Here is a 13,066-nt window from a genome sequence, read left to right on the forward strand (position 1 = left end):
AGAGCGCAACACCCAACGGCACGCTTTCGCGCCGTTATCACACGCTCGCGTCAAGTTAGGGGCGGTTCTCGGCGGATATCAGGGGCTTGGCAGGGTACTCGCATCAGCCAGCGGGCTCAGGTCAAGGTCCCGACCCACCGCCTCGATCTCGTCGAGGATGAACGCAAGCTCCGCCGTCGTCGCCTGGTCGTTAGCCGAAACGTGCCGGAAGGCCCGCACGCCAAAGACCGGCGCGTAGTTGGTCAGCACGCGCCCGCGCAGCCTGACCCGCTCGCGCAGCACATGGGTGCTGGCGTCGAGGGCCCGCAGCTTCCGCTCGGGCGAGAGCCCATCGAGCGACGGCGCGTGGTACACAAAGCAGGTGTTGCACCCACCACCCACCTCGTCGGGGTCGCTCAGCAGCTCGAATCGCGCTCGCTCCTTCACCAGCCGCCGCATCTCGCTGGCCAGCTCGAACTTGCGGTCGACAATCTCAGCCATCCCCGCATCGCCGCGCGCCTTCCACGCCAGCCAGACCTTGAGCGCGTCGACCCGCCGCCCGCACTGGATGCTCATCTCGCCGGTATCAAGATCCGGCGCGTCGTTGTCGGCGTGGTACAGGTACTCGGCGTGCACGGCGTTGCACTGGTGCAGCAACCCCGGCTCGCGCACGATGATCACCGATGCGCTCAGCGGCACGTTGAGCATCTTGTGCGCACACCATGTCAACGAATCGGCGCGTTCAACACCCTTCAGCAGCCCACGCCGCTGCTCGCTGAGCAACGCGCTCGCCCCATACGCCCCATCGACGTGCAGCCACAGGCCCTCACGCTCGGTGGTGTCCGCGATCTCGGCGATCGGGTCGAACCCGCTGAGCACGGTCGATCCAGCCGTGGCCACCACCATCATCGGCTGGCGGCCCTCGGCCCGGACCTTCTTGACCGCGTGTTCGAGCGCGTCCGCTCGCATCCGCCCGTGCTTGTCCTGGCCGACCTGCACCACGCCATCGGTGCCCAGCCCAAGAATGACCGCCCCTCGCTCGATCGAATAATGCGACTCGGCCGACGTGAACACGACCGGTTTCGCATCGCCCAGCCCGCGGCTCTTGACCTTTGGCAGCGCCCGCTGGCGCGCCATCAGCATCGCCATCAGGTTCGAGAGGCTTCCCCCGGGCGTGAACAGCCCCTCGCAGCCTTCCCAACCAACGGCACGCCCCATGCGTGCGATCACCTCGCGCTCCACCAGCGTCATCGCCGGCGCCACCTCGTAGGTGTACATCGAGGCGTTGAGCACCGCCGTCAGCCACTCGCCCACGACTGCCACCGGATCGAAACCACTGAAGAGCTGGTTCGAGAAGTTCGCGCTGCCCGTGCGAACCGAAAGTTCCATCAGGTCGCGTGCCTGTTCCATGAGTTCGTCGACCGGCACAGCCGGCCCGTCGAGCGTCAGCGGCACACGCTGGTGGATCGCGCTGGGCGGCGGGTTCAGCGTCACCGGCTGCCGGGGGTCGTCGCTGCGACTCAGGTACTCGGCCGCCAGATCCGCGGCGGCATGGAAAATCTCGGTCACCCGATCGTCGTTCTGGGCGACGGGCTGGCCTTCGGTGGACATACACGGCTCCGGGGTTTGCGAACAGAAACCAATCTCGGATGGCAGTAGCTTATTCGCCCAACCCACGCCGGGGCGTATCCTGCGGGCATGCCCGAACCCAAAGCACCCCCAAAGACGCTGCTGGCCGCCCCGGGCCGGGCCTTCGCCACCTTCCTGCGCATCGTGGAATGGCTGGGCAACTGCCTGCCCCACCCGGTCACCCTCTTCGCCCTGCTCGCCCTGGCCGTCGCCATCGTGAGTGGCATCGCCTCGTGGCTCCAGTGGGAGGTCGTCTTCCAGAAGATGGAGCCCGGCGGCGGATTCGTCGAGGAGCGGTACGTCGCCACCAACATCATGAGCGGCGAGGGCTTCCGCTGGCTCGTGCAGAACCTGGTCACCAACTTCACCAGCTTCGCGCCCCTGGGCACCGTGCTCGTCGCGCTGCTGGGCGTGGCCGTCGCCGAACGCAGCGGCCTGCTGAGCGCCGTCATCCGCAGCATGGTGCTGGCCGCCCCGCCCAAGCTCGTCACCCTGGTCGTCGTCTTCGCCGGCGTGCAGAGCAACATCGCCAGCGAGATGGGCTACGTCGTGCTCATCCCCCTGGCGATGGTCGTCTTCCACGCGCTGGGCCGCCACCCCTACGCCGGCCTGGCCGCCGCCTTCGCGGGTGTCAGCGGCGGCTACAGCGCCAACCTGCTCATCGGCACTATCGACCCGCTGCTGGCCGGCATCACGCAAGAGGCAGCCCAGATCGTGGCACCGGGCTACGAGGTCCACGCCGCGGTCAATTGGTACTTCATGATCGTCAGCGTGTTCATGATCACGATCGTCGGATGGGCCGTCACGACCTTTATCGTCGAGCCCCGCCTGGGCAAGTACGACCCCGCCAATGCCGAGGAGTCCGTCGAGAAGGACCCGTCGCTCAGCAAGCTGACGAAAGAAGAGAAGCGCGGCTTGAAGCGCGCGGGCATCGCCGCACTGCTCACCGCCCTGGCGTTCGCGTATGTCGCCGGGCCGCAGATTACCAAAGCGGTCTACGTCGGCGAGGACGTCGCCCTCAGCGAGTACCTCAGCGCGAGCCCCGAAGACCGCGAGCAACTCGAAGCGGAGGTCATGGGTCCGCCAGTCGAAGCCACGATCGATTCGCCCCCAACCACCGGACCACGGGTCGAATCGGCACCAGACGCTGAGGCGGACGAGGCCGGAGAACAACCCGTCCTGGCCGCGAAAAAGCGGAAACTCGTCATCACCCGCGATCTCGCGATCAATCGCGTCCTGAACACCCTCCCTGGCTACGGCGTCCTGCGAAACCAGGACACCGGCGGGCTCATGCCCAGCCCCTTCCTCCGCGGCGTCGTCGCCATGATCTTCGTCTTCTTCATCATCCCCGGCTTCGTCTACGGCCGGGCGGTGGGCACCATGAAGAACGACCGCGACATCATCGACGCCATGGCCCACGGCATGAGCACGCTGGGGCTCTACATCGTCCTGGTCTTCTTCGCCGCCCAGTTCGTGGCGATGTTCAAGTACTCGGGCCTGGGCAGCATGCTCGCGGTGGTCGGGGCCGACGGCATCCGGGCCCTGGGCATCGACTCGCCGATCGTGTTCATCCCCTTCATCCTGATGTGCTGCTTCATCAACCTGATGCTGGGCAGCGCGAGCGCTCAGTGGGCCGCCACCGCACCAATCTTCGTGCCCATGCTCATGGGCGTCGGATACTCACCCGAAGTCATCCAGGCCGCCTACCGCATCGGCGACAGCACCACCAACATCATCACACCCATGATGAGCTACTTCGGCCTCATCCTGGCCGTCGCCGCGAGATACGACAAGAAGCTGGGCATCGGCACCATGATCGCGACCATGCTCCCATATTCGATTGCGTTCTTAATCGGCTGGATGATCCTGTTCTACGTCTGGGTCTTCGCCCTGGGCCTGCCCGTCGGCCCGGGCTCGCCCACGCACTTCACGCCGTAAGGAGCGTTCATGGAAGTTCCATACGCGACACCGCCGCAGACGCCGATCGAGCTGCACGAAGGGCGCTTTTCGGAGCGTGTCCAACCGATCGACGCGTACCAGCCCAAGCCGTTTTATCGCAAACCCTTCGCAATCTTGGGAATGCCAGATGACACCGGTGTCAAGCTCAATAACGGCAGGCCCGGGGCGAAAGAAGGACCAAGTGCCATCCGACGTGTGCTCTCGACGATGGGCGTCAAGAAGCCGTCATTCGGATTGTGGCCAAAGGTCTACGACGCTGGCGATGTGCTGCCAGCGGGCGATGATCTCGACGAGACCCACCGCCGCGTGAGTAAAGCATCGGCGGCGCTCGTCAGGGCCGGCTTCTTCCCGATCGGCCTGGGCGGCGGACACGATCTGACTTTCGCGTTCGTGCGTGGGGTCATCAATGGCCTGGCCAGCGACGACGCACCGCGAGAGGGCATCTACCTTGATGCGCACCTCGACGTCAGAGAGACCAAGGGCTCGGGCATGCCCTTCCGCCGACTCGTCGAGGACTGCGGCATCGAATCACTCACCATCGCCGGCTACGAACGCAAGGTCAACTCCGATGAGCATATGAAGTGGTTCATGGAGCACCGCGGCGGTGTGCTCTTTCTCGACGACCCCGTTGTCGACGAGACCGATGACGAGGAAGATGAACCCCGCCTGCCTTACTTCGCAAGTCTCGACCTCGACGCGATCGACGTGTCCCAGGCACCGGGCGTGAGCGCAACGAACCCGTGCGGCGTTCTGGCCCAGACGGCCAGACGCTGGATCCGGGACAACCTGCGCTCACCCTCGTTGCGATGCTTCGACATCATGGAACTCAGCCCGCCGCACGACGACCAAGACCGCACCGCACAACTTGCGGCTTACCTCTTTCTCGAAGCCCTCGATGTCATCGACCCCCGCAACCAATGACAACTATCGCCAACGCCCGAATCCTCACCCTCGACCCATCCCTCGGCGAAGGCCCCCTCGGCCTCATCGAGCACGGCTGGCTGCGCTTCAAGAACGGTCGCGTCGAAGAAGTCCACACCGGCGACCCGCCCGGCAGCGCCGACGTCAACGCACAGGGCAAGGTGCTCATGCCCGCCTTCACCGACTGCCACACCCACGCCTGCTGGGCCGGCGATAGGACCGACGAGTGGGCCGCCCGCCTCGCCGGTGCGTCATACCTCGAACTCCTCGAAGCCGGCGGCGGCATCATGGCCACCGTCCGCGCCATCCGCGCCGCCTCGCAGCAAGAACTCGCCGATCTCCTGCTCGAACGCCTGCACACCATGCTCGCCCATGGCACGACCACCGTCGAAGTGAAGTCCGGCTACGGCCTCACCACCGCCGACGAGCTCAAGATGCTCCGCGCCATCGCCGACGCCAACAACCGCTTCCCCGGCACGGCGATTCCCACCGCCTGCATCGGCCACGCCCTCGACCCCAACATCCCGCGCAACATGTTTGTCCGCACGACCATCGACGAGACCCTCCCCGCCGTCACCGCCGAGTTTCCCGGCATCGCCATCGACGCCTACGCCGAGCCCGCCGCCTGGCACCTCGAAGAGTGCCTCGAACTGTTCGACAGGGCCCAGGCCGCCGGCCATCCCTGCCGCGTCCACGCCGACCAGTTTACCAGCTTCGGCATGGTCGAGGCCGCGCTCGAACGGAACTTCCTGAGCGTCGACCATCTCGAAGCCAGCAGCCCCGAGTTGTTACAACGCGTCGCTCAGAGCGATACCCACGCCGTCGTCCTCCCCTGCAGCGGCTTCCATGTCGATCAGAGATACGCCGACGCACGCACGTTGTTCAACAACGGCGCCAACCTCTGCATCGCCACCAACCTCAACCCCGGCAGCGCCCCGTGCCCATCCATGCCGATGGCTATCGCCCTGGCCTGCCGCTTCAACGGCTCGCCGCCGATCACTCCCGAAGAAGCCATCCTCGCTACCACGCGAACACCGTCACGCATGCTCGGCCTCCAAGACCACGGCACGCTCATGCCTGGCGCGACCGCCGACGCCATCCTCCTGCACCACACCAACGAACGCGAGCTCGCCCACTCCTTCGGGACCAACCCGGTCGAGCGCGTGTGGGTTGGCAGCGTCGAGCAGTAAGCCCTACCCACAGCCGATGTCAAACGCGTTCTGGAACGCGAGGAAGTCAAAGATGGTGAGATCCCCGTCACCGTCGAAGTCGGCCGCCAGGTCGCCCAAGGCAAAGAGCCCGCCGAAAGCCAAATAGTCGAACAACGTCGCTTCGCCATCACCATCGAGGTCGACCGCGCACGGATCGCACGGGCCCAGGTCGTACACCCTCAAGCCATCACTATTCAGAGCAACGTACATCCACCGGCCATCGACGGCCACGCCGGTCGGCTCGCTGGGCGTGTCCACCATCGTGATGAGCCTCGGGTCGGTGGGGTCCTGGATATCAACGATGACCACGCCGCTGTTGGCGTCAGCGATGAACGCCCGGTCACCCGAGAGCACGAGCGTGCCGCGGGGCGAGAACCCGCCAAGCGTCCCCAGCCGGAGGGGATTGGCCGGGTCGGTCACGTCCTCGATCCGCAATCCGACGGTCGAATCGATCGCGTACAACACGCCATCGCGCGCGACCGCATCGGTCACGAACGCCGGCCGTTGCGAAAAGACCACCGCCAGGTCCATCGGGTCGGAGGCGTCGACGATGTCCAGGCTGCCGTTGGCGTAGTACACCATGCCATCGGCGGCGTCCACGTCATAGCCCGACGCCACCGTTTCGATCTCATCAAGGACGACCGGCGCCGCCGGATCGCTGATGTCATAGGACCGCAGGAACGACAGTACCTCGAAGTCATCGTCTGGCCCGCACAGGTAGGCCACGTTGCCGTCGATGGCTACGCCCGCCGCATGCCCGCCCGAGCTCGGCGGAGCCGTGGCCAGCACGCGGGGCGCGAGCGGGTCGGTCAGGTCGATGGTGTAGATCCCGCGCGATCCCGACGCCACGGCCAAATCCCCCCGGAAGGCCACGTCCCAGGCCGACACCGGCTGGGCCCCATCGGGATATCCGATCAACCGCGGGTCGGCCTTATTGGTCACGTCCACCACACCCATGCCCGAGACATAGACGTGGTCCTCCCCACCGCGCGCGAACACGCCGCGCACCCGGCCGAGCTGGGTGAAGGCGCCGACCTCCACTGGCACGCTCGGGTTTGCCACGTCAAGCACCGTCATCCCCCCGTCGATGCCGCTGACGTACGCCAGGTCACCGTCCAGATGTACATCCCAGGCCGTGGTGTCTTCGGCGACGGTCGCAAGCCGCTCATACACGCCATCGCTCACCTCCTCGAAGATGCCAAGACCCCCGTAGCCCTCGGCCACATACACCAGATCGCCCGCGCCGACCCGCCGCTTCACGTCCACGTCCGAGGGCCAGCTCTCCAGCGCGAAACTGCCCACCAGCCGCGGCGCCGAAGGATCGAGCACGTCATAAGCCCAGAATCGCTCGTCCCAGCCCGTCGGCGTATCGCCTTGGGCGGCCACGTACACGCGCCGGAACGACACCTGGACCGCCATGCTGCGCTCCGGCTCGGGCGCTGTGTACAGCAGCACCGGGTCGTCCTGATCGGTCACGTCCACGAAGTGAACACCGGCCTGGAAGCCGGCGACAATCGCGATGTCCTGCCGATCTACGCGCATGAAATCGACATCGGCCGCACTGCCGCCCCCATCGAACCGGGCCACCGTCAACGGCTCGCGGGCGTCGCGGCTCAGATCGTAGATCGACAGCCCACCGGCGCCCTCGCACACGTACAGGTGCGGGCCGTTGATCCGCCCCGTGTACACCCGGGCGTCGAAGGCGCTCCAGGGTTGGCCCACCACACCCAATAGGCTCGGCGCGGCGGGATCGGCGATGTCCACGACGTACACACCCCCACCACGCTCGTGCACATCCTGTGTACACGCAACGTACGCCAGCGGCCCCTCGTCGGAATCGAACAGATCAACGGTCTGGGCCCGGCCGGGGAGATCAAGCTGGGTGACCCGCACCGGGTTGGCCGGATCGGTCACGTCGAACACCAGCAACCCGGTCTCCGCATTGGCCACGAACGCGAGCCTGTCGCGGACCTCCGAGCCCACCGCGGTGCCGCCGTTGATGCCAACCTCGACCGGCACGCACTCCACCGGCTGCGCGAACGATGGCGCGGACGCCACAAGCAACCCGACAACAACCCAGCCCCCGATCCAAGAGCCCGGGGCGTGCCCCCCGCGATGTCCCGGTCGATTGGCGTTCGAGATCGCGGCTCGGGCAAGAGCGACTGACTGGTCTATGCGCGGCATTTAGGGCCTCCTTCTGTCAAACCAGCATACCAGAAACCGCCCCTCCAAACAAGGGCCATTTCCTCGGCACCCCGCGGCGCATGAGAGCCGTGAGAACCGCACACGATCCTGGCCGTATTGTCCCGTATGACTGCCGCCCGAACATTCGTCACCGGCGTCTTGCTCCTGGCCGTGGCCGCCGCCCTCCTACTGCCAGGCACCCGCACGAACGAACTCGCTTGCCTCTGGGACAGCGACACCCTGCGCGCCGAGGCCGCCGGCGCGCCGGGCATGGTCGAGACCATCGTCGGCCGCTTCGATCGCTACCCGCCGCTCTACTACGAGATGCGTCTGGAGCGCGTCGCCAAGGAACTCGAGACAGACCCAACCGATCTCGCCGCCTACGACGACGCCGGCGTCGCGTGCGATCGCCTGGGCCGCTACGACGAAGCCGTCGCGTGGATGGCCAGGAAGCGTCGTGCGCTTGACGCGGCACCAGACGAGGAACACGAGTACCGGTACCTCGCCAACCTTGGCACCTTCCACGCCCATCGCTGGATCAGCAGCGGTGCCGACCGCTCCGACCTCGCCGACATCCAGCGCGCCCGCGACCTGATCGACCAGGCCATCCAGCTCAACCCCGACGCCCACTTCGGCCGCGAACGCTACCAGCTCATGGCGCTCGACTGGATCCTGCGGCCACCCGCCCGTGAGCCTTTGTACGATGCACCCTCGAACATCCTCGCGGCCGACCCGTCCTTGGGTGTCCATCAGGGCAGCTTTTTCTTGGGGCAACTCGAAGGCACCGATCACGCCGACGCGGGCGAGGGCCTGGCCGGGCTCGTCGCGCTGGGCAACGCGTGGAACAGCTTCGACGTGTTCTTCTCGCTCGGCGGGGCGCTCCAGGGCGGCGGCGACAGCTCGATCGCCGCGCTCGCCTGGTTCCGGGCCGAGGAAATCGCCAACGACGGCGGCCGGAGCCTGCACCCCGACTACGACGCCTCGGGCTTCGAGGCCGACCGCTACGCCCGCGCGCACCTGTCCAGCGCCGCCCCCCTCGAACGCTTCTATAAAGAAGCCCGCGCCGAGGCCGACGCCCGGCACGCCGCCCGCACCGCCTACATCACGACGCGCCTCGAACAGGGCCAGCACCCCGACACCCACCCCGATTTCTTCGCCGCCTGGGCCGAGCCATCGAGCATGCCCGAGATGCCCGACGGCTTCTTCGGCCTGGGCGGCCACGACGCGACCATCGCCAAGGCCGCCCTGGTCGCCGGCGGCCTGCTCCTGTTCCTGCTGGCCAACGCCATAGCCCTGACCGTCTGGCTCGTCCGCCGCTTGAAGCGCCGCCGCGCCCACCGCGCTGCGGCCCCCACGCCCGCCACCGCCCCCGCGTAGCGCTCCCACCCAAAGCGAAAACGCGACGGACGCCCCCGCACACCGGGACCCGAAACATGATCGGACCGGCGGCGGAGCGGCTCGGGAGCGGTCCCCGGTCGATCGGGGGCGGTCCTATCCGGGCTGCGAGCAGCGGATAGCCCTCGAGAAGCGCTTCTGAGCGCCTCGCGTCTCCACTGTTTGGCATATGCCGTTGCTGGAACAGGCTGAAAAGGCGAGACCTGATTCCCTTAGCCTGACCCCCACACCCTATCGTGACCCTACCATGGCAACTGAGCTTCCACCGCCACCCCCATTCGACCATCGAGCCGTGTTCGACGAGATCGCCGCGCTCCTGCGGCCCATCGATCTCAAGCACGCCCTCCTGACCTGCCGCCATGCGCAGGCCTTCTGGCAGAGCGAACTCTGCGATGACTATCTCCGCCATCTCCTCGACAGCGCGGACGTGCAGAGCCAACCGTTGTTCCACGGCGCCAACCTCGCCCGCGTGATCCTCCTGCATTGTGCGGAGCGCGGGGGGAGGCCAATGGACGGCGACACGCTGGTGCGCGTCGTGCGGTTGATCTGGGACTCGCATGTGAACGATCCGGCGTCTGCCGATTTGGCCTCGGGTACGGCCGACGTGCTCGGCTTCTTGATGCGATACGGCTCTGCCCAGACGGAGCGTGAGCCAAACCCGAAGCAAGCCATCGGCCTCGCCTTTGCGCTGTTTACCGACGCGATGCCGGTTGGTCCGGGCGAAACGATGGATGTCCCACGAGGCATCGATGCAGCGCTCGGGTTTCCAGCGTTCGAGTTCATGCGGGCGGGTTTCGTTTCGATGTCTCTCGCAGCCATGCAGACCCCCGGGGGGATCCGCATGTCGGGCATCGCGAGCAAGGGCTACGTCCTTGACCACCTCTCCATGCTTGGAAAGAACATGGAGCGATACTGGCTTGCCGTCACAAGGCGACTGGCATGTACGCCGGAGGACTTTCGCGCACGAGCCAATCAGGAGATAGAGACGCTGGCCGACGATCGATATTGGATGTATGCCTTCAATCCCCTCAAGGACCGTCCATTCATTGAGACTGCTGACGACAGGTGGATCGCCCCGGTGCCAGACTACGTTGTCGGACGCATCACACGAAGCATGTGGCACGACCTGAATGCCGCACATGGCAACGCCTTTCGTACCGCCTTCGGGTTCCGATTTCAGAATCTTGTAGGCCATCTCGCGGCGAGCACTATCGAGGGGCAGACCGTCATCCAAGAGCATGACCTGCCCAGTAACCTCGGTAGCGAGATTGGAACGAAGAGTGCCGATGTCGTCATCACGGGCCCGGAGTGCCACGTGCTCGTCGAGTGCAAGGCGTTGCAGGCGAGCCAGCGCCTCCTCTCGCTCGGTCGAACGGAGGACGTCGAGAAGATCATCGAGCGGTTGACCGACGCGATGGAGCAGGTTTGCCAGCACGCCGCCTCGATCAACCGCGGCGAGTGGGCGGAACATGGCATCGGTCCCAAGCCATGCGTTGGTGTCGTCGTCAGCTTCGGACAGGTGCTCGGGGTTCAGGGCGATCTGCTTCGGAACCGCATTGCCAAGCGGCTCGCGGACAAGGGCTGCACCCCCATCCCTTATCTCCTGCTGTCCATAGGCGAGTTCGACACACTCATGAAGCTTGCCGAGCTTCGGTTTGACCCTGCGAAGGTGATACGCACGCTCAGCGAGGACGAGAACGGCTTGTTCCCGGGCCGCTACTCCAAGCACATGGCGGACGGCGCCATCAGTTTGGCTACTACACGATGGGCCGATACGGTGACCGAATCGCTTCGGCCTGGGCCCATCCAAGAGACCCGCTGACAGTATTTTGGGATTCCGAACCCCTCCACAACCCCCCCAGGCCCGATTCCCAACAATTTTCAGATTTCCCCCTTCACCAACTGAAGTCACACCCCGATCCGCTCGATACAAGTAGTACAGGCGGCACAACCGGCACGAACCGGCCCGCCGTCGGCGAGGCGACAAACAATCGACGCAACGGAGCCGCCGGGCCCGCATGAAAATGCAGTTTACGGCGCCCGTTGCCTATTGGGGGCAGAACATGTCCGGCAAGCCACTCGCCCACGCGAGCGCAAGCCCGAAGCGCGCGGGCCCGCTGCCGAGGCGGCAAGGCAAACCGGCCCCGCTGGCGAAGCGACCAGAAGAACCCTCCCCTACCCTCGCCCGTGCGCATCTGCATGCTCAACTGGCCCAAGGCCTACGACGGTGCCACCAAGGGCGGCATCGCCGGCTATACCCAGGCCCTCGCCCTCGCGCTCGCCGCCCGGGGCCACCGCGTCAGCACCATCGCCAGCGGCACCGCCTACACCCCGGCCTCGAAACGCCACAAGGACCGCCCCGGCCCCTGCACACCCCACCGCCACGCCGACTGGTTCGGCATGGGCGTCTACGAGATCGCCAACAGCCCCGTCCTCGCGCCCAGCCTCTTGCAGTTCAACGAGCCGCTGGCCGAGGTCGGCAGCCCCGAACTCGAGGCCGCGTTCGCGCAGATCCTTAGGCAAGAGAAGCCCGACGTGCTGCACGTCCAATCGCTCGAGGGCTTCAGCCTCGGCTGCCTCGATGTCGCGCGAACCGCCGGCTGCCGCGTCGTCTACAGCCTGCACAACTACCACCCCCTGTGCCCGCAGGTCTACCTGATGCAGAGGCACCGCACGCTGTGTACCGACTACGACGGCGGCAGAGCGTGCGAGAAGTGCATCCCCGCGCCCGACCCCGCCCACGAACGCGCCCGCCGCGCCGAGGCCTGGCCCAAGGAGCCGCCCCCCTTCGAAGCGCCCGCTGCAGAACCCAAGCGCGTGCCCCTGCCCGTGCTCCCGGCCGAGGGCGTCGCGCTCAACGAAACACCGCCCGCCATCGACCCCAACCACGACCCCCGCGGGATGAGCGCGCTGCTGCGATCATGGGACACGCCCCGCCGCTGGTGCATCCCGGGCGACCCGACCTGGCAGCCCTTCGACAACACACCCCGAGCCGAACCAACGCACCACGGCACACCGACCGACTACAGCACCCGCCGCCAGGCCTTCATCGACACGCTCAACCGCTGCGACGCCGTCCACGCCGTCTCCGACTTCGTCGCCAACAAGTTCATCGCCCACGGCGTCGACGCCTCACGCGTGCACACGCTCACCATCGGCACCATCGCCAACGAGCTACGCGAGCACAACGCCGAGCTCGCCTTCGATCCACCCCCACGACCAACCATCAACGCCCGGCCCTTGCGCCTGGTCTTCATCGGTGTCAACAACTGGTACAAGGGGCTGTCGATGCTGGCCGACAGCCTGGAGATGGTGACGCCCGACACGCTGCGCAACGTGGCCCTCTCGGTCTTCGCCGCCGCCGGCAAGACCATCGAGTACCGCTTCCGCCGCCTCGAGCCACGCCTGGCCTCCCTCCGCTACGGCTACGAGTATGGGCCGCAAGACCTGCCCTGGATGTGCGGCGGCCAGGACGCCGGCGTCGTCCCCAGCGTGTGGTGGGACAACGGGCCCCAGACCGTCCTCGAGATGCAGGCCAACGGCCTTCCGGTCATCGGGGCCAACGCCGGGGGCATCCCCGATTTTGTCCAAGACGGCACCAACGGCCTGCTCTTCACCGCCAACGACCGCTTCGCCCTGGCCGCCACCATCGCGCGCTGCGTGAACGAGCCCGCCATGGTCGCCCGGCTCCGATCCGGCGTTCGACCACCCAAAACGATGCCTGTCCACGCACAGGAAATGGAGCCGATCTACATGGAGCAAACCGGCGCGGGAGGCGTATCGTGACC

At 66.5% G+C, this 13,066-nt stretch carries 8 protein-coding genes; 6 read left to right on the forward strand and 2 right to left on the reverse strand.

Translation table 11 applies throughout. The features are described from left to right. Positions 1-78: 78 nt before the first annotated feature. Positions 79-1,590 carry a PLP-dependent decarboxylase gene (locus tag NCW75_09830; GenBank protein UYV11596.1) on the reverse strand — a complete coding sequence of 504 codons (1,512 nt, stop codon included), beginning with the start codon at positions 1,588-1,590 and terminating at the stop codon, positions 79-81. An 87-nt stretch (positions 1,591-1,677) separates the two neighbouring features. Here NCW75_09830 and NCW75_09835 point away from each other — a divergent pair, with 87 nt between their 5' ends. From NCW75_09835 to hutI, 3 genes are read left to right on the forward strand one after another with little or no spacing between them, the layout of a single operon-like run. Then, positions 1,678-3,546, forward strand: a complete 1,869-nt coding sequence (locus NCW75_09835) for an AbgT family transporter (GenBank protein ID UYV11597.1) — start codon at positions 1,678-1,680, stop codon at positions 3,544-3,546. Positions 3,547-3,555: 9 nt separating this feature from the next. After that, on the forward strand, positions 3,556-4,488 hold the full coding sequence (locus NCW75_09840) for a formimidoylglutamase (protein UYV11598.1): 933 nt from the start codon (positions 3,556-3,558) through the stop codon (positions 4,486-4,488). Beyond that, the gene (hutI, locus tag NCW75_09845) at positions 4,485-5,678 is read left to right on the forward strand and encodes an imidazolonepropionase (GenBank protein UYV11599.1); all 1,194 of its coding nucleotides are present in this window, start codon (positions 4,485-4,487) and stop codon (positions 5,676-5,678) included. The genes NCW75_09840 and hutI overlap by 4 nt, the downstream gene beginning before the upstream one ends. 3 nt (positions 5,679-5,681) lie before the next feature. On the opposite strand, the gene NCW75_09850 is transcribed toward hutI, so the two are convergent. After that, positions 5,682-7,883, reverse strand: coding sequence for a hypothetical protein (locus NCW75_09850; GenBank protein UYV11600.1), 2,202 nt, complete (start codon positions 7,881-7,883; stop codon positions 5,682-5,684). 126 nt (positions 7,884-8,009) lie between these two features. On the opposite strand from NCW75_09850, the gene NCW75_09855 reads away from it, so the two are divergent. The 3 genes from NCW75_09855 (at position 8,010) to NCW75_09865 (ending at position 13,064) form a co-directional block, all read left to right on the forward strand. Continuing rightward, the gene (locus NCW75_09855) at positions 8,010-9,260 is read left to right on the forward strand and encodes a hypothetical protein (GenBank protein UYV11601.1); all 1,251 of its coding nucleotides are present in this window, start codon (positions 8,010-8,012) and stop codon (positions 9,258-9,260) included. Positions 9,261-9,525: 265 nt separating this feature from the next. After that, complete coding sequence (locus tag NCW75_09860) at positions 9,526-11,100, forward strand: hypothetical protein (protein ID UYV11602.1); 1,575 nt, start codon at positions 9,526-9,528, stop codon at positions 11,098-11,100. Positions 11,101-11,465: 365 nt separating this feature from the next. Then, on the forward strand, positions 11,466-13,064 hold the full coding sequence (locus NCW75_09865; protein ID UYV11603.1) for a glycosyltransferase: 1,599 nt from the start codon (positions 11,466-11,468) through the stop codon (positions 13,062-13,064). The last annotated feature ends 2 nt before the right edge of the window (positions 13,065-13,066 follow it).

Source organism: Phycisphaera sp., assembly GCA_025916675.1.
GTDB lineage: Bacteria > Planctomycetota > Phycisphaerae > Phycisphaerales > UBA1924 > JAHCJI01.